Below are 20,528 nucleotides of genomic sequence, written 5' to 3'. Positions count from 1 at the left end.
CGGGGCGGGGCGAACTCATCGGCGCTCAGGCGACTGGTGCGCCCTGCTTCTCCAGGGCCAGATCCTGCACCCAGGCCAGCACCACCCGTCCGCGATGGGTCAGCGAGTACGTGACCGACACCGGCATGGTCGGAGTGACCACCCGTTCCACCAGACGGTGCTGTTCCAGTTCGCGCAGGCGCACTGAGAGCATGCGGGCGGAGACGCCCTGCACCATCGCCTCGATCTGCCCGAAGCGGTCGGCCCCGCGGCCCAGGGCCAGCATGATGCCGCTGGTCCAGCGCTTGCCGATAACGGTGGTGAGCTCCACGATGCCGGAGGCGCGCAGGCACTCCTCGTCGCTGATCGGTTGCCCCAGGGGGTGCATAGTCACTTGTGAAGAGTAAGTGACTTACCCTCGTGTTGCCAGCTCCCGCGCTCAGGGCGAACGCTGGTGCACATGCCCGACTACGGCCACCCACTGCGCTTCGGATCTTTCGTCACACCCACCAACGCCCCCGCCGCCAAGCCCGGCGAGCTGGCTGTGCTCAGCGAAGAACTGGGCCTTGACCTGGTCACTTTCCAGGACCACCCGTACCAGCCGGGGTTCCTGGACACCTGGACGCTGCTGACCTGGGTGGGTGCCCGCACCGAGCGCATCCACCTGGCCGGCAACGTGCTCAACGTGCCGCTGCGCCAGCCCGCGGTTCTCGCCCGTTCTGCGGCCAGCCTGGACCTGCTCACCGGCGGCCGGCTGGCGGTGGGCCTGGGCGCCGGCGGTTTCTGGGACCCGATCGTGGCGATGGGCGGGCCGCGGTTGACCCCGGGGCAGTCGGTCGATGCGCTCTCGGAAGCCATCGACGTAATGCGGGGCATCTGGGACGTGAGCGAGTCCGGGCCGTTGCGCGCGGGCGGCCAGTACCACCGGGTGGCCGGGGCCAAGCGGGGCCCGGCTCCGGCGCACCTCATCCCGATCTGGGTCGGCGCGCTGAAACCCCGCATGCAGCGGCTCATTGCCCAGAAGGGCGACGGCTGGCTGCCTTCGCTGCCCTACCTGCAGCCGGGCGACCTGGCCCGGGGCAACAAGGTGATCGACGAGGCAGCGCGCGAGGCCGGGCGGGACCCGGCCGAGATCGTCCGTCTGCTCAATGTCACGCCCCAGGAATCAGTGGACGATCTGGTGCAACTGGCGCTCGAAGAGGGCGTGAGCACGTTCATCTCGATGGGCGACGACGAGCGCACCTTGCGCCGTTTTGCTGAGGAGATCGCGCCGGCGGTGCGGGAGAAGGTGGAACGCGCCCGACCGCGTAGTTCGGGCCTGACGCAGACCCGCACCGCCGCGCAGCGAGCACGTCGTCGCCCCGGCATCGACTACGACGGTGTTCCGGAGTCTTTGGCGGCCAAGGCGGTCGAACCGGCTGATCCGGCCTACGCCCGCTATCTGTCCGGATATCTGCGCTCGGGCCGGCCGGGCCTGGTTCTTCGTCCGCAAACCGTCGCAGAAGTCTCCGACGCCGTCGTCTTCGCTACCCGGCACCGCGACGTCCCCTTGGGCATCTTCAGCGCTGGACACGGACTTTCGGGTCGTTCGCTGAACGACGGCGGCCTGGTCATCGACGTCGGCGCCCTCAACACCGTCGAAATTGTAGACGCTTCCACCGGGCACGTGCGGGTCGGTCCCGGTGCGCGGTGGGTGGACGTGGCTCGGGCGCTGGCCCCTCATGGTCTGGCTCTGACCAGTGGCGACCACGGCGGCGTGGGAGTGGGTGGCCTGGCCACGGCCGGTGGCGTGGGCTGGTTCGCGCGTGAGCACGGGCTGACCATCGACGCCCTGCGTTCGGTCGACGTGGTGCTGGCCGACGGAACCGTGAAACATGCCTCCGCCGAGGAGAATCCGGACCTGTTCTGGGGGATGCGCGGCGCCGGGGCCAACTTCGGCGTAGCCGTGTCCTTCGACTTCACCGCCCACCGCGTCGGCCGCGTCGCCTTCGCCCAGCTGGTGTTCGACGTCCCCAATGTGCCCTTGTTCCTGGAGAACTGGGGCAGGGCGCTCGAGGCGGCCGACCGCAGCGTGACCGGGCAGGTGATTCTCGGCCCGCCGCAGGGTGGCCGGTACATGGCGCAGGCGCTGCTCGTGGTCGACTCCGACGACCCGGGCGTGATCATCGAGAACCTTCAGCCGATCGCCGAGATCGCACCGCTGGCCGACCAGTCGGTGTCGCTGGCGGGCTACGACGAGATCATCGGCGCCTTCGTCAGCGACGGCCCGCAACAGGGGCAGGGTGAGCCCCTGGCCCACTCCGGCCTGGTCGAGCACCTGACGCCGGAGATCGGCGGCAAGATCGAGGCGCTGCTGAAGACCGGCGCCTCGTACTTCTTCCAGGTGCGGGCGGTGGGCGGTGCGGTCTCCGACGTACCGGCCGACGCCACTGCGTACGGCTGGCGCTCGGCCAACTTCTCCCTGGTGGCCATGGGCTCGGCCCGCAGCGGGCTGGACGAGCACTGGGAGAGGCTGAAGCCGGACCTCGAGGGCCTCTACATCAGCTTCGAGTCGGCCGTGGGGGAGGAGGTGCTGGCCGAGGCCTTCCCGCCGGCCCACCTGACCCGGCTGCGCGAGCTGAAGCGGCGCTACGACCCGACCGGCCTGTTCCGCGACAACTTCTTCATCGCCCCCTGAGGCCTCGTCTCCACCCGGATCTCCACCCCTGGGTGCAGGTGCGTTCCCGCAGGTCGCAGCAGTCTTGAGGCATGACAACGACCGAGTGGATCACCGACCTCGTCCTCCTGCTCCTGGTGCTGCGCCAGGTGCGGGAGGGCCGCCTGACCCCGCGGGGCTTCATCCTCCCGCTGGCCATCGTCGCTGTGGTCGCCCACAGCTATCTGCACTCCATCCCGACCGGCGGCAACGACCTCGTCCTGATCGGGACGCTGGTGACGGTCGGAGCGGCGCTGGGTATCGCCGGCGGCTTGTTCACCCTGGTGCGGCGTGTGGGTGAGGACGTACTGGTCAAGGCCGGGGTGGTGGCTGCGCTGCTGTGGGTGCTGGGGATGGGCTCACGGATGGCGTTCCAGCTGTGGAGCGAGCACGGCGGGGGCGAGGCGATCACCCGGCTCAGCATCGAGCACTCGATCACCGGTGCCGACGCCTGGGTGGCGGCCTTCGTGCTGATGGCGCTGACCGAGGTGGTGACCCGGCTGGCCACGATCTACCTGCGCAGCCGGGCGCTGACCGGAGCGGTGCCGGTGCTCGCCGCTCAGCCGGCCTGACCGGTGGGCTATCGTCGCGGCGTGTCGTCCTGGGTCCGCGAGCAGGGGCTGCAGGTGCTGGCCACGGTGGGCGTGAGCGTGGCCGGGCTGGCGACGGTCCGGCCGATCGGCGCCACCGGCCCGGGCCTGGTCATCGCCGTCCTGCTGCCGCTGTGCTGCCTGGCCCTGGCCGCCCGCCACCTGCCCGTCATCCGGCCCGACCTGGCGTTTCCCTGGCTGGCCACCGGCATCCTGGCCTCGATCGCGCTGATCGCCACCAGTGACCAGGGCACCGCGTACCTCTTCACCTACTTCCTGGTCGGCCACGCCGGGGTCCGCCTCGAAGCCCGCCGCGCCGTTCCTCTGGCTGTGGCCGCGGGCCTGTCCGGTGCCGCCGCGTTCGCCGTCGCGCCGGTGCTGCCCTGGCCGGTGGGCCTCACTCTGGGCCTGCCGGTCCTGATCGGCCTGGCCCGGCGCAGCCGTCAGGAGGCGACCCAGGCGGCGTTGGCGGCAGCGCAGGCGGGTGAGCGGGCCGCCCGGGCCGAGGCGCAGGCAGCGGTGCTGGCCGAGCGGGCCCGGATCGCCCGCGATGTGCACGACGTGCTGGCGCACTCCCTGGCCGGGATCAACATGCAGCTCGAGCTGGCCGATGCGCTGCTCGACACCGGCGACCTGGACCGCGTGCGCCAGGCCAACGACAAGGCGCACAGCCTGGTGCGCGAGAGCCTGCAGCAGGCGCAGTGGACCGTGCACGCCCTGCGGGAAGACGCCTTGCCCCTGGTGGACAGCCTGACCGCGATGATCGAGTCGTCCGGCCATCGTGATGCCCTCACCGTCCACGGTGACGTCGGTGAGCTGCCGGCCCAGGTGGTGCAGAACCTGCTGCGGATCGCCCAGGAGTCGCTGACCAACGCCGCGCGCCACGCTCCCGGCGCACCGGTACGGGTCGAGTTGCGGCGCCGCGCGGCAGATGTGGTGCTGACGATCAACAATGGACGGGTGGTGGCGCCGGTGTCGGCGAGTCCGGGAAGCGGGATGGGACTGATCGGAATGCGCGAGCGCGTGGCCCTGCTCGGGGGTGTCCTCGAGGCCGGGCCGATCACGGCGGCCGATACCGCAGACTGGATCGGCGGCTGGCGGGTCACCGCCGTCGTCCCGCTGGAGGGCTCCCGGTGACCACCGACGTCATCAAGGTCGTGGTGGCCGACGACCAGGCCGCCGTTCGTGAACCCCTGGCCGCGGTGCTCGACCTGCTGCCGGACATCGACGTGGTCGCGGCGGTGGGCGACGGCGAGCAGGTGCTGCAGGCGCTCGAGACCGACCAGGCTCACGTCGTTCTCATGGACCTGCGCATGCCGGTGCTCGACGGCACCGAGACCACCCGCCGCATCAGCGAGCGGTTCCCCGACGTGGCCGTCGTCGTGCTGACCACCTTCGCCGACGACGAGTCGATCCTGGCCGCCCTCGGCGCCGGAGCCCGGGGCTACCTCACCAAGAACGCCGGCCGCCAGGACATCGCCCGCGCCATCCGTGCGGCCGCCGCGGGTCAGGCCGTGCTCGACCGCGCGGTGCAGGACCGGTTGCTCGCCACCGCCCGCACGCGAACTCCCGAACCGGCGGGCGAGATCCCGGCGTACCTGACCCCGCGCGAACGTGAGGTGTTCGCCCTGATCGGCCAGGGCCTGTCCAACCGGGCCATCGCCGAACGCCTCTTCGTCAGCGAGGCCACGGTGAAGACCCACATCAACAACCTTTTCGCCAAGGCCGGCATCCGCGACCGCGCCGACGCCGTGCGGCGGGCGGTATCGGCCGGACTGGCCTGAGCAAACGCTTCGCGCCGGGAAATTCGGCGGCTCGGAACGGGCTGGTCTGCCACGCTCTGTTCCGTGACCGATGTCCTCTACGAGACCCATGTGACGGTTCGCTGTAGTCGGCCGGGCGAGACCGAACGGTTGCGACGATGGACGGAGACAGCGGGCCTCAAGCTCACCCACATCCAGCTGGCCCGCGGCCGCACTCGTTCCCAGGTCATGGTGACCCGGCCCGGCGCGGCTTCCTACGAGCAGGAGGCGCAGGCCACCCGTGAGCTGTGGGCCGGCCTGCAGACGGCCGGATTCGAGCCGCTGCGGGTGAAGATCGAGTCCACCCCGGCAGCGCCAGAAGTTCCCCAGCAGCCCGGTCCCGGACAGTATTTCGAGCACCACGTCAAGCTGCGGCTGGATGCCGGGACCGACCTGTCGCAGCTGGCTCGGCTGGCCGAGCCGCACGGCGCGCACGTGTCGTGGAACGCCCGCAGAGTTCTGGCCGACGGCGCCCACGAGCGATTCGTGACCCAGCGGTGTCACGACGTCGACGCCCCGGCAGCGCACGCAGCCCTGCAGCGGTTGCTGGCCGATCTCGACGGGGTGCAGATCATCGAGGTCGAGGAGGAGTTCGTGCTGTACGACAGCGACCTTTCGCTGGACGACGGCTGGATCGTCGACGAGGACAAGGAGGAGACCTCATGACCGCCGACTGGGACGGGCGCCGGCCTGGTTCGGGGCGCGAGGTGCCCCAGACGCCGCTGAGCGACGAGGCCCTGCGGGAACAGATGCTGCCGAGGACGTTCCGGACGGTCGGGAGCGAAGAAGCCGTTCAGCGTTACGTCTTCGATCCCGCGAACCTGCACAACTCGAACGCCTATCGTGCGAGTGACCCGACGTTCCGGGACCCGGCGGTCGACCGGGCCTGGCGGGAGGCCCGGTGGCGAGCGCTGCACCTGGTGCTGGCGGCGATCGTGGAAACGCCCTGGGCCGAGAACCTGGTTCTGCGCGGCAGCACGGCGATGTCGCTCTGGTTCCCCGAGTCGGCCCGCCAGCCGCGTGACCTCGACTTCGTCGTCGTCCCGCACACCTGGAGCATTCATGGCCGGCGTACCGGAGCCATGGTGTCGGACATCGCCCAGGCCGCGCAGGAGCGCGCCGGCCGGCGCGATGCCCGTCTGACGATTGCCGCCGACCAGGCCACACTCGGGGACATCTGGACCTACGACCGGGTACCGGGCCGACGCATGGTGCTGCCCTGGTCGTCGCCGGGCCTGCCTGGTGGCGACGTGCAGATCGACTTCGTCTTCAACGAGCCGCTGCCGGAGCCTCCTCAGCCCCTCGCCCTTCCCGACGGCGGCCAGGTGCAGGCCGCGTCGCCGGCGTTGTCGCTGGCCTGGAAGATGCTCTGGTTGATCAGCGACATGCACCCGCAGGGCAAGGATCTGTACGACGCCGTTCTGCTGGCCGAGCAGCAGGTGTTGTCGCGGCCGCTGCTGGACGAGGTGTTCCGGTTGTTCGGCGAGCACGAGCCCTGGTGGCGGGAGCGCCGGGTCGGGCTGGAGGACGTGATCGAAGCGGTGCGTCAGTGCGAGGACGACCACTTCGTCATGGAATATCCCTCGCTGGAAGCAGTCGCCGCAGGTCTGCCGGATCGCCTGATCACGGCCCTCCGGCCGGCGTTCGCAGACCAGGCGCAGTAAGGACTTCGCCGGGCCGCTCAACATCCGGACCAATCCGCTGCCGTCCTCGCCCCGAACCCGCTGTGTCCAAGCAACGGGTTCGGGAGGCGGTGAACCGTGGTCGCGCAGGAGAACGGCAAGTTCAGGCCCGTTCGGGGCGCTTTGGCCGGGGTCGTCGCGGCCGGTCTGGCGCTGGGAGTGGCCGAGCTGGTCGCGGGTGCGATCGGCCGGTCGGCGGCTCCGGCCATCGTGGTGGGTGGTGCGGCGATCGACCGCACGCCACGGTGGCTCAAGGAGTTCGCCATCGAGCAGTTCGGCGAGGACGACAAAATTGTTCTTCTGGCCGGTATTTTCGTCACGGTCGCGCTGATCGCGGCCGTGGTCGGGATCGTGGCCACGCGCTACCGCCGGATCGGACTGGCGGGTGCCGCCCTGTTGGGCCTGGTGGCAGCGTCTGCCGCAGCGACCCGTCCTCAATTCGAACTGATCGACGTGGTGCCCTCTCTGGCGGCCGCAGTGGTCGCCGTCGCCGGGTTGGCCGGGTTGCTTGCCCTGCTCCTGCGTTCGCGAGACCGCGATTCAGCAGGGCCCGGGCGAAGAGCGGTACTGATGACGTCGGTGCTGGCGATCGCGGCCGGTGCGGCTGGGGTGGCTGGTCGGCAACTGCAGAACATTCGGGCCGACGTGGCTGCGTCCCGAAAAGCGCTGCGCCTTCCCACTCCCGCCAAGCCGGCCGCCGCCCTGCCCGAGGGGGCCATGCTCGAGGTGTCGGGCGTCAGCAGTTTCTACACCGACCCGGCTGACTTCTATCGCGTGGACACGGCACTTTCGGTGCCGAAAATCACCACGGACGACTGGAAGCTGCGCATTCACGGGATGGTCGGCAAAGAGCTGACTCTCGACTTCGACGACCTGCTGGCCCGGCCGATGGTGGAGCACGACATCACCATGACCTGTGTGTCCAACGAGGTCGGCGGGCAACTGGTCGGCACCGCCCGCTGGCTGGGGGTCGAACTGGCCCCGCTGCTGCGCGAGGCCGGGGTGGATCCGGACTCCGATCAGCTGGTGGGCACCTCGATCGACGGAATGACGATCGGGACACCGGTTTCGGCGGTTCTGGACGGACGGGCAGCAATGCTGGCCATTGCCATGAACGGTGAGCCGTTGTTGCCGGAGCACGGATTCCCCTGCCGGATGGTCGTCCCTGGTCTGTACGGCTATGTCAGTGCCACCAAATGGCTGGTGGATCTGGAGCTCTCCCGATTCGACGCGTTCGACCCGTACTGGGTGCGCCGGGGCTGGGACCAGCAGGCCCCGATCAAGACCAGCTCCCGCATAGACACTCCCCGGCCGCTGTCCCGGACCAAGGCCGGCACGGTCGCCGTGGCCGGCGTGGCCTGGGCTCAGCAACGCGGCATCTCGAAGGTCGAGGTGCGGGTCGACGGCGGCGCCTGGCAGGAGGCCGAACTGTCGGCACAGGTGAACGACGACCTGTGGCGACAGTGGGTCTGGCGCTGGGACGCCGGTTCCGGCTCGCACACGCTTCAGGTGCGTGCCGTCGACGGCGACGGTGAGGTCCAGATCGAGGAAAGGGCAGAGCCTTTCCCGAACGGTTCCTCCGGCTGGCAGTCCGTCGTCGTGACCGTCGAATAAATCTTCTTCTCAGACCAATCCGCTGCACAGCTCGCGCCGAACTACCGGCGAAGATCCGAAAGCCTCACCAAGGAAAGAAGGTTCATCACCATGAACGCCTCGATGCGCAGGATCCTGGTGGCCGGAGTGGCCCTCACCGCCACCGTCAGCCTCACCGCCTGCGGCAGTGACGACGAGAGCACCTCCGACGCCGCCGCCCCGATGGACACCACCACGGCCGCGGCCAGCCCGTCGATGACCACCGAGGCGGCCGACGACGCCATGTCCGGCCTGGTGGGCCCCGGTTGCGCCGCCTATGCCGAGGCTGTTCCGGACGGTGCCGGTTCGGTCGAGGGCATGTCCACCGACCCGGTCGCCACCGCGGCCAGCAACAACCCCATGCTGAAGACCCTTACCGCGGCCGTCTCGGGCAAGCTGAACCCGGACGTCGACCTGGTCGACACCCTGAACGGCGGCGAGTTCACCGTCTTCGCCCCGGTGGACGACGCTTTCGCGGCGGTGCCGGCCAAGACCCTGAAGACCCTGGAGACCGACTCCAAGACCCTGACCGACATCCTCACCTACCACGTGGTGGCCGGCCAGCTCTCGGCCGACGACGTGGTGGGCACGCAGAAGACCGTGCAGGGCGGCAACGTCGAGGTCACCGGCTCGGGCGACGAGCTGATGGTGAACGGCGCGAACGTGGTCTGCGGCGGCGTGAAGACCGCCAACGCCACGGTCTACCTGATCGACCAGGTCCTGAGCCCGGCCGACGCGAAGTAGGACACCCCCTCAGGCTGGGAGGTGCGAGACCCACCAGACCGGTCTCGCACCTCCCGCCCGGCGTTTGACGGCCGCTGCTCTCACTGTCACCGTGGTCTGTGAAGACCCCGGAACGATCACTGGCCCTCCGGCCACATCGCCGGGGTTACGCCTTTTGCGGGCCGGCCGTAGAGGCTCTGAAGCGGAGCTCGGGCGGAACTGGCACTACCGTTCACACGGCGCTGAACCCGAGGTACAGGAGAACGCACGTGGAGATCGACGCAGTGGAGCCCGCCGTCCGGGCCGCCTTCGAGGCTTCGGTGGAGGAGGACCCGGACCGCTTTCACGAGGCGATCGAGGACATCCTGGACCGGGGGGACGACTTCACGATCGAGGCGTTCCAGCTCGCCATCAACGTGACCGCGATCGTCCTGCAGGACATGCACGACGGCGAGGTGCCGGGGGCGCAGGAGATCTCCGACCTGGCCGAGGACTTCGCGGAGACCCAGGAGGACTGGTCCGAGGTGAGCGCCGATCTGGCCCGCACCTACATGGCCTCGGCGATGGGCGAGGAGGCCGTGCTCGACGTGATGAGCCCGGGCGACGTCGCGGTCACCGGCTTCGCGCTGGGCGGGTGGCTGGTGTCGGCGTTCCTGCCCGAGGACAAGGACTGGAGCACCTACCTGGACGAGGTGCTCAAGGCCCTGGAAGCCGCCCTCGCCGAGGAGTGAGCGCGGTCTACCGGCTCGCGCGCCAGCGGTCGTAACGGTCGCACACGAGGTTGGACACGAACACCGCGGCGACCAGGCTGAGGACGACGCCGGCGGCCAGCACGACCAGGCCCGGCACCAGAGGGAGCCGGACCCCGTTGCTGGCCAGGCCGAACAGCGACAGGAACAGGAACATGAGCAGGATGCGCAGGGCGATGCCGAGCAGGCCGTTCTGTGAGGAGCCCGGCCGCTGAACCTCATCTGCGGACATGGGGGTCAGCGTACGCGCTGCGGCCCGGCCCGGAGGGCTGCGGGAAAGCAGGATCGCTGACGGCGGGGGCGTGCGCCTGGATACTGCATGAGTGGCGGAGCGACTACGGCGCACTTCCCCGGGCCTGAGGGCTGCCCAGGTGGCTGCGCTCGCCGAGATCTTTCCCAACGTTGTCACCGAGCAGGTGGAAGACGGGGTGCTGGGTCCGGCGGTCGATCTGGACCTGCTGCGTCAGGAGCTGGCCGGCGCGCTGGTGGAGGGCCCGCAGGAGCGGTACCACCTGGAGTGGCCGGGCAAGCGCGAGGCGGTGCTCGCGGCCAATGCGCCGACTGACCAGACGCTGCGCCCGGTGCGGGACGAGTCGGTGCACTTCGACACCACGCGCAACCTGTTCATCGAGGGCGACAACCTTCAGGCGCTGAAGCTGCTGCAGGAGTCGTATCTGGGGCAGGTCAAGCTGATCTACATCGATCCGCCCTACAACACCGGCAACGACTTCGTGTACCAGGACCATTTCACCGTCGGCGCCGCCGAGTACCTGCGAACTTCAGGGCAGACGGACGAGTCCGGCGCCCGTCTGGTGGCCAATCCGGAGTCGGGTGGGCGGTTCCACAGCGACTGGCTGAGCATGATGTACGCGCGACTGAAGCTGGCCCGCTCGCTGCTGACCGACGACGGGATCCTGGCGGTCAGCATCGACGACCATGAGCTGGCCCGGATCTCACAGATTTTGGACGAGTTGTTCGGCGACGACGGTCGGGTCGCCCAAGTGGTGGTCCAGACGAACAAGGGCGGGCGGGACTATCTGCCCCTGGCCCAGACGCACGAGTATTTGCTGATCTACGGGCGTAGTGGTGGGGCCGGTGTCTACGATCTGCCGCGTGACGGGTCGGACCTGCCGCTGACCGACGAGGTGGGGCGGTACGCGCCGCGCGATCTCCGGAACCGTAATCCCCGGTTCAGCCGGGCCAATCGCCCCAATCTGTTCTACCCGATGTTTGTGAACCCGGCGCTGACCGATGACAACGGTTATGCGGCAGTGGCTCTGGAATCCTCCGCTGGATATGAGGTTACGACGGTTCCGCTGAACAGCCAGGGTGTGGAGGGCTGCTGGCGGTGGGGGCGGGAGAAGGTGGCCGCGGGGCTGGTTCCGGACGATCCTTCGGCTTCGGCAGTGGTGGCCCGGCGGGTGCGGAGTGGTGCCTGGAACATCTATGAGAAGCACCGGCCCTCCACGCAGAAGGTGAAGACGGTCTGGGACGAGAAGGAAGTGCGCACCGAGGCCGGAACGCGCGAGGTGCGGGAGTTGTTCGGCGGCGTTGCCGTATTCGATCATCCCAAACCGGTTGCGTTGCTGAAGAAGCTGATCGCGATTGCGACCACCCCGGACTCGCTGGTGCTGGACTTCTTCGCCGGCTCGGGAAGCAGTGCTCATGCCGTGCTCGCGCTGAATCACGAGGACGGCGGCCGGCGTCGGTTCATCGCGGTTCAGCTGCCCGAGGTGTGCGCGCCGGCCACCGAAGCGGCCAAGGCCGGGTTCGGCACGATTGCCGAAATAGCCAAGGAGCGCCTGAGGCGGGCCGGCCGCCTGCTGGCGACCGATCGTCCATTGTTGGATGTGGGTTTTCGGGTTCTGCGAGTGAGTACTTCGAACTTTGTGGACGTGCGGCGCGACTCAGCGGGGATCCGTCGGGTCGATCTCGCGCAACTTCGGGAGAAGGTGAAGCCGGATCGTTCGGACGAGGATCTGCTGTTTCAGACTCTGCTCGGCTGCGCGATGCCGCTCGATCCAGTGATCAAGAAGAACACTGTCCTCGGGCACCGGGTCTTCGCGGTGGGCGATCTGCTGGCGTGTTTCGAGGATCGGCTCGATCTTGCCCTACTGGAAGCCCTGGCTCGGGAATGCCCGGGGCGGGCGGCGTTCCGCCATTCCGGCTTCGCATCCGACCAGGACCTGATCAATGCCGGGCAGATCTTCCGGGAGCTCTCGCCGGCCACGGATGTGAAGACGATCTGAGCCGGGATGAAGCTGCGGTTCAAGGTACAGCAGTACCAGACGGAGGCCGTTGATGCGGTGGCCGACGTCTTCGCCGGGCAGCCTCGTCGCTCGGGCGTTGCCAATGCCGGGATAGTTCTGAGCGCGGCTGATCTGCTGAAGAACGTGAACGCCGGGCAGCGGATCCGGAACCTTCCCCTCTCGATGAGTCTGGTTGACAGCCCAGGCGCGCCCGGCGTCCTCAATCTGGATGTCGAGATGGAGACGGGCACCGGCAAGACGTACGTGTACATCCGGACCATTCTCGAACTGAACCGGCGTTACGGGTGGAGCCGGTTCGTGGTCGTGGTGCCATCGATCGCGATTCGTGAGGGCGTGAAGCGGTCTTTCGACGTAACGGCCGACCACTTCCAGGAGATGTACGGAACTCGGCCGCGAGCGTCTGTCTATCGCTCTTCGCCCGTTGGCCTGCGCGGAGTGGAACGGTTCGCCGCTGATCCAGGGGTGCAGGTCCTGATCATCAACATTCAGGCGTTCAATGCGCCTGGCCGGGAGAGCCGCCGGATCTACGAAGAGTTGGACGCCTTTCAAGGGCGTCGGCCCATCGATGTGCTGCGGGAGAGCCGCCCGATCGTGATCCTGGACGAACCGCAGAAGATCGGTTCGGCGAAGTCGCTCCAGGCGTTGTCCCGGTTCGAGCCGCTTTTCATGGTGCGGTACTCGGCCACGCACCGCGTCGAGCACGTCAAGGTTCACCGCCTCGACGCGGTGAACGCTCTGAATCGCGGGCTGGTCAAGAAGATTGCCGTGCGGGGGATGGGCGATCAGGACTGCTCGGGCGAAGATCTGCGGCGGCTGCAGATCCGCGCGGTGATCCGGGCTCACCTGGAGAAGGAACGGGAACTCTTCGCCCGAGGGGTGAAGGTGCTGTCATTGTTCTTCATCGACGAGGTGGTCAAGTACCGGGACTACAGTCAGCCGGGAGCGCTGGGCCTTTATGCCGGCATTTTCGAGGACGAGTACCTGCGCCTGCGTGATGAGTTCCTGGACGAGCCGGGTTACGGCGATTATCTTCTGCGCGATGATGTTTCGGCTGTGCATGCGGGCTACTTCTCGGTGGACAAGAAGACGAAGCGCTGGGTGGACGGAGAGGTCTGCAAGAGCGGTGACGAGGCCGGCCTGTCGAAGGACGTGGGCGCCTACGATCTGATCCTGCGTGACCAGGAACGCCTGTTGTCGATGGCCGAGCCGGTGCGGTTCATCTTCTCTCACTCGGCGCTGCGTGAGGGGTGGGACAATCCGAACGTTTTCGTGATGGGCCTGCTGAAGCAGAGCGGCACCACGATCTCCCGCCGCCAAGAGGTCGGGCGAGGGTTGCGGCTGGCGGTCGACCAGCAGGGTGAACGGGTGCGCGATCGCTCGGTCAATGAACTGACGGTGGTGACCGACGAGTCGTACGCCGCATTCGTGGAAGGACTGCAGCGGGAAGTCGTGGGGGCCTTCCCCCGGCCGGTCGACGACCGGATCTATCGCCGGAACGTTCTGAACCGCGAAGTCTTTGCCGGAGAACATTTCCGGGCGCTGTGGCAGGCGATCGACCACCGGGCGACGTATCGCATCCAGCTGGACTCGGCCCGGCTGATCGGGCGCAGTATCGCCGTGCTTGATCAGCGCCTGTCTCCAGCGTCTGCGTCGACCAACGGCCGGGTCGACGTGGTGGGCGAGATCGCCGCGGGCACCGGCCTCACGCGACGTACGGTCAGCGCAGTTCTCCAAGGGATTGCTGATCCTACCCTCGCTCAATTGCAGCTGAATGTGGAGCATTTCATAGGAGAAGCCGTTCGCCTGATCGGCGCTGAGAAGGCTGACCTGATCGTCGAAGGGCTCTCCTACGAGCTGCTCGACCAGCGCTACGGCGACAACCTCTTCACTGCCGCGCAGACCCGGCAACTCGTAGGCGAGCCGGTGGCCAAGCATGTCTATCGCTACGCTGCCCCGGCCTCCGACGCTGAACGGGCGTTCGTGGCTCAGTTGGAGGCAGACCCGGCCGTTGCTGCCTACGCCCGCCTTCCGCGCGGCTATGCCATCCCCACCCCGTTCGGTGACTACCTGCCGAAATGGGCGGTGGCGCTTCAGGACGGGCGTGCCTTCTTGGTGCACCCGGCCGCTGCGCCCGAGCGGTTGGTTCAGTGTGCGCGGCGGTTCTTGGGGGCTCTGCCGAGCCCGGTTGCCCTGTGGTCGTTCCCTGGCGATCCGATCGGTGCCGTAGGGATGCAGTGCCGGTCGGCGCACAGGACTTGTGCGGGTGGCTCGTGTCGGCATCCAGTCGAAGCCCGTTAAGGGTGGTTTCAACCATTCGTGTCTGTATCGGACAGGAACCTGTGCTCCGCAAGAGGATTCAGGGGAGGGGGTCACCTCGAATGGTCCGATGTCGGCATCCGTGGCTTTCTGGGTGAGGACACCCGCACGCCCGAATTGCGCAGGAGGTAACCAATGATCACCCAGGCTCAGGCTCAGCAGCTCATCGGCCAGAAGCTGCGCACGACCGATGGTGACAAGGTCGGGACCATCGGCCAGGTCTACGTGGACGACCAGACCGGTCAGCCGGAGTGGGCCACCGTGAACACCGGCTTCTTCGGCACGAACGAGTCGTTCGTGCCGCTGGCCGAGGCCACGATCTCCGACGAGGATCTCGTTGTGCCGTACAGCAAGTCGCAGATCAAGAACGCCCCGAACATCGACGAGACCGGGCACCTGAGCCCGGCCGAAGAGCGTGAGCTGTACGCCCACTACAACGTCTCCTACCCCGAGGAAACGTCCTACGCGGGCACCGGCACCGCACGCACCGAGTACGCGGACTCCGACCGCGAGGTCAGTGACGTCACCGACCGCAGCACCACCGGCAATGCCGGGACCACGGGCACCGGTCACGGCACCGCGGGCGGGACCACCGATCAGGCGATGACCCGCTCCGAGGAGCAGCTGAACGTCGACACCGAGCGCGTGCAGGCCGGCAAGGCCCGCCTGCGCAAGTGGGTGGAGACCGAGAACGTGCAGGTCGACGTGCCGGTGCGCAAGGAGAAGGCGGTCGTCGTCACCGAGCCGGTGACCGACACCAACCGCGACGCGGCCTACTCGGGCCGGGACATCACCGAGGACGAGCACGAGGTCGTCCTCAACGCCGAGCGTCCTGTGGTCTCCAAGGAGGCCGTGCCGCAGGAGCGCGTCCGCCTGGACACCGAGGTCGAGGAGTCGGTCGAGACCGTGGGCGGTGAGGTGCGCAAGGAGCGCATCGACGTCGACGGTGACGGCATCCCCGACACCCGCCGCTGATCCACCGTCCGGGCGATCGCCGGCGGTGCCCTGACGGCATCCTCGGCGATTCAGATTCTGCCCGGTGAAAGCTCTTTCAGATGGCGTGCCTGTCTCCGGCGGCTTCCGGCCGTTCGGGGCAGGTGCGCCGGCCTGGCGCATCGCTCGAACATGTGTTCGTATTGCTGGGTGTGCGAACTGTCCACCCGGTCTCCCGGTCTGCCTCTAGGCTGGGCTCTGTGAGCGGCGACCAGCGGGAAGAGTGGATCGCAGTCGTCGCGCTGCTCCGAAGTGCGCCGCAAAAGCTTCCCCTGTCGCAGTTGACCAGTCGGCTGCTCGATTGTGGTAGCGCCGTGCAGCTCTGGAACGAACTGACCGACGATGCTCTACTGGCCGACCCCACGGCCCCGGATCCTCGCCAGCAAGCAGCGGCGGAGGTGGATCGCTGGGGCAGTGAAGGGCTGCGTCTCGTCACTGTGCTGGACGAGGACTACCCCCTGCGCCTGCGCGCCGTGCATCAGGCGCCTGCGCTGTTGTTCACCCGGGGCGAGGTGCGCCCGGAAGACCGCGCCGTCTCCGTGGTGGGGAGCCGGAAGGCGTCACCCGAGGGGCTGAAGCGAGCCTCGAGCATTGCCCAGTCACTCGTGGCGGAGGGCTTCACCGTTCTGTCCGGCCTGGCCGAGGGTATCGACACGGCCGCTCACGCAGCCGCTCTCGAAAACGGTGGCCGCACAGTAGCTGTCATCGGAACCGGCATTCAGAGGCAGTTCCCGGCTCAGAACCGGGAACTGCAGGAGACCATCGCCCGGCGGGGCCTGCTCATCTCCCAGTTCTGGCCCGACGCGCCGGGGGCTCGGCACACCTTCCCGCTGCGCAACGCCACCATGTCCGGTTACGGGATGGCGACTGTCATCGTGGAGGCCGGTGAGAAGAGTGGGGCTCGCATCCAGGCACGGGTGGCGGTGGAGCACGGCCGGCCGGTGATCCTGACCGACATGGTGGTTGCGCGCAATCAGTGGGCAGCCGAGCTGATCGGGCGACCGGGAGTGCATCAAGCACGTACGCTGAGCGACGTGATGCGGACAATCTGCGCAATCGATGAAGAGCAAAGTCAGGCAAGGGCTGCACTGCGCAACCTGCTCCATACCTGAGGTGCCCGTTCCGGCCATCCCCGACCACGTGCGTCACATGTTGGCTGACACCTACGGCGGAACGGTGCGCAACACGGCCTATGTCGTCGGCGAGACCTGCGACGTCTGCTTCACGCCGGTCTACGGCTACACCCGGTGCCGCCCCTGTAGCGCGCATGCGGGCCAGCCCGTCGCGGATCGGGTGGGAGCTGCTGTGTACGCCGTGGAGGGCGAGCAGTCTCACTACATGATGCGGCTTTACAAGCAGCCGCATCCCGACTCCGACTCGAAGTTCGTGGTGTCGCTCCTGCTGTGGAACGCTCTCAGCACGCATGAGGACTGCCTGAATCGGCTGACCGGTCGGCCCCCACGCTTCTGGGCCACTGTGCCCTCCTTACCGGCCAAGCCCGCCCAGCGCCAGCACCCGCTCAACATGATCGCCCAGGCCATCGCGCCGGGAGAACAACTGCAGCTCATCGCTCAGCCCACAGTTGCGCCGCGCACTCTGAACGCCGATCACTACCGGTCGGAACACCCTGTCCCTGGTGAGCATGTGCTGATCATCGACGACACCTGGACCACCGGTGCGCACGCCCAGTCGGCAGCGCTCGCTGTCCGGGCCGCCGGGGCTGAGCAGATCTTGGTACTGAACATCGCTCGTTACATCAAGCCGTCTTTCACGGCCACGAAGAAGTTTCTGGCTTCTCACCCGCGCCGGGACCTGGATCCGATGCAGTGTTGCTGGACAGGCGGACGCTGCCCGGACTGACGGCTTCCAATGCCAGAGCCTGTGGAAGGTACTCGCAGCGCAACCCGGCCGGCAGTGGAAAGAGCCTGTGCTTGACTGAACGGCATGCAGCTGGTCCTTGTCCGGCATGGTCAGTCGACGAACAACGCCAACTATCTCGCTGCCGTGGCCCGGCAGCAGGCGCAGGACACGGGGGAACCCGGGGATGCGCAGATCGCCGAGGAGATCGTGGGCTACCCGGCCCGGGTGCCGGATCCCGCACTGACGGATCTGGGGGAGCGGCAGGCCCAGGCCCTGGGCAAGGCCCTGGCCGCCGGTGAGGTGCCCTTCACCCCTACCCATCTCTACGCCAGCCCCACGCTACGGGCCGTGGCCACGGCCCGGCCGCTGTCCGAGGCGAGCGGGCTGCCGATCCTGCTGCAGCCCGATGCCTATGAGGTGGGCGGCATTCAGGATGTGAACGAGGACACCGGTGAGCGTGGCCCGCTGCCCGGGGCGACTCTCGAAGAGCTGCAGGTGTACGGGGGTAATGTGCTGGCGCCGGCGGGGCTGTTCCCGGGGGCTGGGCAGCCGTGGAACGGCGGGTTCGAGGCCGACTTGGAAGCCGCGGTGCCCCGCGCCCGCCGTCTGTTGTCGGCTCTGCTGGCCACGCACCGGATGAACGACGTGGTGGTCCTGGTCAGTCATCAGTTCTTCGCGCAGTTCGTGCTCGCTTCCGCCCTCGGGTTCGAGCATCCGCCGTGGCGGCGGTTTCCCGTGGACAACACGGGGCACGTGTCACTGCGGATGGAGTACGGGGAGGCAGTGGCCGAGTGGGTGAACCGGGTCGACCACCTCGACCCGGGCGACGTCACGAACTGAGCCGGCGTCCGCAGAACAGCTGGCATCCTGCCCCTACGCTGCGGTTTCGGCGCGTCGGCCAGGCGAGTCCTGGCAGGCTGGCACCATGACCAACCGCAAGCGGCGAGGTCCCCGGCGCCCGGCGGGTCGATCGTCCACTGTTCTGCGTCTGCTGCCCACTCCCGTGCCGGTGACCCTGCCGATCTCGGTCTTCGCCGAGTTCGAGCCGGTGGGGAACGAGGCCTCGCCGGTCACCTGGGAGGGGGCGGCGCAGGGGATGGCCTCGTTCGGGAACAGCGTCCTGGAGGCTCTGCTCGACGCCCGCAACCGGCTCGAGGCCGAACTGGTGGTGGGTTCGGTGTTCGCGGTCTTCGAGGAACACGTCCCGGTCGACGTGGACGAAGCGCAGCGCCTGATGCTGACCGCGGACATGGTGAAACACCTGATCCAGGCCTGCGAGCAGGTCCCCGACCCGATCACCCGGGGCTTCCTCACCATCGCCGGTCAGCTCGGTCCCGCGCTCACCCGCGTCGTCGCGACCGAGGCGGCCGAGCGGATGGCCGGGGTCACGCTTCCGAACTGGGCCGAGCCGGTGGCCTGGACCCTGGAGCGTTCCTGGCGCGCTGTGTACAAGTTCGACGGAGCCGCCGCCATCGGCATGGTGTTCGGCGGCGGCCCCCGCCAGCACCTCATCGTTCTGCGCACCGACCAGCGCTCCCTCGACGGCGGCATCTGCGACGTCACCGTGACCGACGCCGGGCCCGCCCGGGAGATCCGCGCTGCCCTGGAGAGCGACCCGTCCATCCGGGTGCGCGATCTGAACCAGGCCGGGCTACTCGAAGAACTGCGGATGGCCCTCGGGCTGGCCCCGGAGCTCTCGCGGGCCGGCGTGCCGTCGGAGGCGCTGGCCAACCTGTACCTGGTGCATGCGCGGGCGCGTGGGCTGGCCGAGGCCCTGGGGGAAGGGGAAGTGGAGTTGTTCGGGGACGTGGTGATGGGGATGGTGCTGGTCAATGAGGCTGGGGGAGAACGGGTTCTGGAATGAAGGGTGGCTGGTCGTTGTAGCTCAACGGGGCAGCGACGCGAGCCCGGGTCTGTATTCGCGGGCGCGTTCGACGGCCGCGGAATGCAGCTTCAGGCACTCCTGCCGAGTCAGGTAGTCGGTGCTGAGCAAGAGCAGGCCATACATGTGAATCTGGCTCGTCAAAGCGGGGTCGGTTCCGGTCAGGGCGTCGTGATCGCCTTCAATGCTGCGCAGCACAGCTTCCACCGTCCAGGACGGCACGACCCCTTCGGAGAGGGCGGCCAGCCGCTTGCAGAAGTCGCGTCGTCCTGACTCGTCCAGCTTCTGGATTGCGAATGATCCAGCCACCGCGAACGACCCGAGGGAGGCCGCAAGAACATCTATGTCGTCGTTGTCCGCGAAAATGGTGTCCATCGCGTCTTCGTCGAAGGGCAGGAAGGACGTCACAAGGTCGGGGATGTCGCGCGGTGAACGAGTCATGTCAGTCGTCTTCGTCACCGGATTCGTTCATCAACTGGACGATCTCGTCCAGGAACGCCTCGAACGCATCACCGGTGATGTTCATGTCTCGCACCACCCCGTAGGTCAGCAGAAGCTGAACGCGCGCCAGTTCCGCTGCCGGAACCCCGTCGAGCAGGTCGTCATCATCGGTGTAGGCGGCCAGGATCACCTGTTCGGCCAGGACCGGGTTGAGCGCATCCGGTTTCACCCACGATGTTCTGGTCCTCGCAACGAACTGCTGAATGGTCTCGGTGGTGGGGTCCTCGCCGAATCTCCTCTCCAGGGCGAGTGCGAAAGCTGCGAACCCGGCCGCCCGCGAAGCCTCGAGCCCGACCTCGGAGAACGAAACCTTGGAGGCCCCCTCGGCTCCCAGGTTCCACCTCAGAAGATCCTTGATCTTGTCTGACATCAGACCCCGATTCCGGAAGTGTGGCGCTGCCGTTCTGATCACGTGCATTGACGGGCGAGGTCACCGGGTCACCCGGCCGAGGACGCCTCTCGATGCCGTCGACGGCGATTGATCATCTCACTTGCGCCGGCCACAGCCACGGCTACGGCCATGCCGGCGCTGGTGAGTGTGCCCGCCTCGATGCCCTGCCCCGGAGCACTGGAAACCGTCGGCGGGGAGCTGTCGGCGCGGGTCTGCGTCGAGGTGACCGTGGGGCGATCGGGTAGGTTCGAATGTTCCTCGACGGACGCTTCCCAGGACTTCTGGAAGTGGTCAGCGCCGTCAGCGATGTCTTCGGTCTTCTTCGCACCTCGGGCGATCCGCTTGTTCAGCCTGCGGGAGAGCGGAGCCTTCTGCTCCTTCCCGCGCTCGTTCGGGGCGCTCGACAACGTCGGTATGTTGCCCGGCGAGGTATCCGTGTTCTTGCTGGTGACGACCGTGACGC

Annotated in this window: 21 protein-coding genes; 16 read left to right on the top strand and 5 right to left on the bottom strand. The window is 67.9% G+C overall.

Going from position 1 to position 20,528, the window contains the following annotated elements:
- Positions 1-25: 25 nt before the first annotated feature.
- Complete coding sequence (locus tag LWF15_RS01260) at positions 26-367, bottom strand: winged helix-turn-helix transcriptional regulator (protein ID WP_232808849.1); 342 nt, start codon at positions 365-367, stop codon at positions 26-28.
- A 72-nt stretch (positions 368-439) separates the two neighbouring features.
- On the opposite strand from LWF15_RS01260, the gene LWF15_RS01255 reads away from it, so the two are divergent.
- From LWF15_RS01255 to LWF15_RS01215, 9 genes are all read left to right on the top strand, one after another.
- A complete protein-coding gene (locus LWF15_RS01255) occupies positions 440-2,656 on the top strand; it encodes an LLM class flavin-dependent oxidoreductase (RefSeq protein WP_232808441.1) in 2,217 nt (738 codons plus the stop codon).
- 71 nt (positions 2,657-2,727) lie between these two features.
- Positions 2,728-3,246, top strand: coding sequence for a hypothetical protein (locus tag LWF15_RS01250; protein ID WP_232808440.1), 519 nt, complete (start codon positions 2,728-2,730; stop codon positions 3,244-3,246).
- Between the two features lie 48 nt (positions 3,247-3,294).
- Positions 3,295-4,401, top strand: a complete 1,107-nt coding sequence (locus tag LWF15_RS37225) for a sensor histidine kinase (RefSeq protein WP_408622469.1) — start codon at positions 3,295-3,297, stop codon at positions 4,399-4,401.
- Positions 4,398-5,048: a response regulator transcription factor gene (locus tag LWF15_RS01240; RefSeq protein WP_232808438.1), complete on the top strand. Its 651-nt coding sequence runs from the start codon at positions 4,398-4,400 to the stop codon at positions 5,046-5,048. Before LWF15_RS37225 ends, LWF15_RS01240 begins: the two co-directional genes overlap by 4 nt.
- 63 nt (positions 5,049-5,111) lie before the next feature.
- A complete protein-coding gene (locus tag LWF15_RS01235) occupies positions 5,112-5,732 on the top strand; it encodes a hypothetical protein (protein ID WP_232808437.1) in 621 nt (206 codons plus the stop codon).
- Positions 5,729-6,730: a nucleotidyl transferase AbiEii/AbiGii toxin family protein gene (locus LWF15_RS01230; RefSeq protein WP_232808436.1), complete on the top strand. Its 1,002-nt coding sequence runs from the start codon at positions 5,729-5,731 to the stop codon at positions 6,728-6,730. The genes LWF15_RS01235 and LWF15_RS01230 overlap by 4 nt, the downstream gene beginning before the upstream one ends.
- Before the next feature lie 96 nt (positions 6,731-6,826).
- A complete protein-coding gene (locus LWF15_RS37220; protein ID WP_232808435.1) occupies positions 6,827-8,362 on the top strand; it encodes a molybdopterin-dependent oxidoreductase in 1,536 nt (511 codons plus the stop codon).
- Positions 8,363-8,452: 90 nt separating this feature from the next.
- The gene (locus LWF15_RS01220) at positions 8,453-9,124 is read left to right on the top strand and encodes a fasciclin domain-containing protein (protein WP_269809408.1); all 672 of its coding nucleotides are present in this window, start codon (positions 8,453-8,455) and stop codon (positions 9,122-9,124) included.
- Between the two features lie 248 nt (positions 9,125-9,372).
- Positions 9,373-9,834 (top strand): hypothetical protein, encoded by a 462-nt coding sequence (locus LWF15_RS01215; RefSeq protein WP_232808434.1) that lies wholly within the window; start codon positions 9,373-9,375, stop codon positions 9,832-9,834.
- Positions 9,835-9,841: 7 nt separating this feature from the next.
- Here LWF15_RS01215 and LWF15_RS01210 read toward each other — a convergent pair whose 3' ends face one another.
- Positions 9,842-10,084, bottom strand: a complete 243-nt coding sequence (locus LWF15_RS01210) for a hypothetical protein (protein WP_232808433.1) — start codon at positions 10,082-10,084, stop codon at positions 9,842-9,844.
- Between the two features lie 139 nt (positions 10,085-10,223).
- On the opposite strand from LWF15_RS01210, the gene LWF15_RS01205 reads away from it, so the two are divergent.
- The 7 genes from LWF15_RS01205 to LWF15_RS01175 all read left to right on the top strand — a co-directional run bounded on the left by LWF15_RS01205 (position 10,224) and on the right by LWF15_RS01175 (position 19,155).
- Positions 10,224-12,101: a site-specific DNA-methyltransferase gene (locus LWF15_RS01205; protein ID WP_232808432.1), complete on the top strand. Its 1,878-nt coding sequence runs from the start codon at positions 10,224-10,226 to the stop codon at positions 12,099-12,101.
- 6 nt (positions 12,102-12,107) lie between these two features.
- The gene (locus LWF15_RS01200) at positions 12,108-14,420 is read left to right on the top strand and encodes a DEAD/DEAH box helicase family protein (protein ID WP_232808431.1); all 2,313 of its coding nucleotides are present in this window, start codon (positions 12,108-12,110) and stop codon (positions 14,418-14,420) included.
- 153 nt (positions 14,421-14,573) lie between these two features.
- A complete protein-coding gene (locus tag LWF15_RS01195; protein WP_232808430.1) occupies positions 14,574-15,413 on the top strand; it encodes a DUF2382 domain-containing protein in 840 nt (279 codons plus the stop codon).
- A 218-nt stretch (positions 15,414-15,631) separates the two neighbouring features.
- Entirely contained in the window at positions 15,632-16,543 is a 912-nt protein-coding gene (locus LWF15_RS01190) for a DNA-processing protein DprA (RefSeq protein WP_232808429.1), read from the top strand.
- Between the two features lies 1 nt (position 16,544).
- On the top strand, positions 16,545-17,291 hold the full coding sequence (locus LWF15_RS01185) for a hypothetical protein (RefSeq protein ID WP_232808428.1): 747 nt from the start codon (positions 16,545-16,547) through the stop codon (positions 17,289-17,291).
- An 84-nt stretch (positions 17,292-17,375) separates the two neighbouring features.
- The gene (locus LWF15_RS01180) at positions 17,376-18,131 is read left to right on the top strand and encodes a histidine phosphatase family protein (protein ID WP_232808427.1); all 756 of its coding nucleotides are present in this window, start codon (positions 17,376-17,378) and stop codon (positions 18,129-18,131) included.
- 85 nt (positions 18,132-18,216) lie between these two features.
- The gene (locus tag LWF15_RS01175; RefSeq protein WP_232808426.1) at positions 18,217-19,155 is read left to right on the top strand and encodes a hypothetical protein; all 939 of its coding nucleotides are present in this window, start codon (positions 18,217-18,219) and stop codon (positions 19,153-19,155) included.
- A gap of 21 nt (positions 19,156-19,176) precedes the next feature.
- Here LWF15_RS01175 and LWF15_RS01170 read toward each other — a convergent pair whose 3' ends face one another.
- The 3 genes from LWF15_RS01170 to LWF15_RS01160 form a co-directional block, all read right to left on the bottom strand.
- Entirely contained in the window at positions 19,177-19,632 is a 456-nt protein-coding gene (locus tag LWF15_RS01170) for a hypothetical protein (protein ID WP_232808425.1), read from the bottom strand.
- Positions 19,616-20,044 carry a hypothetical protein gene (locus LWF15_RS01165; RefSeq protein WP_232808424.1) on the bottom strand — a complete coding sequence of 143 codons (429 nt, stop codon included), beginning with the start codon at positions 20,042-20,044 and terminating at the stop codon, positions 19,616-19,618. The genes LWF15_RS01170 and LWF15_RS01165 overlap by 17 nt, the downstream gene beginning before the upstream one ends.
- 68 nt (positions 20,045-20,112) lie before the next feature.
- Positions 20,113-20,472, bottom strand: coding sequence for a hypothetical protein (locus LWF15_RS01160; protein ID WP_232808423.1), 360 nt, complete (start codon positions 20,470-20,472; stop codon positions 20,113-20,115).
- Positions 20,473-20,528: the final 56 nt, after the last annotated feature.

It is taken from the genome of Kineosporia rhizophila, from assembly GCF_021277265.1.
Classification (GTDB): domain Bacteria; phylum Actinomycetota; class Actinomycetes; order Actinomycetales; family Kineosporiaceae; genus Kineosporia; species Kineosporia rhizophila.
This window is presented reverse-complemented; position numbering and strand designations above follow the sequence as displayed.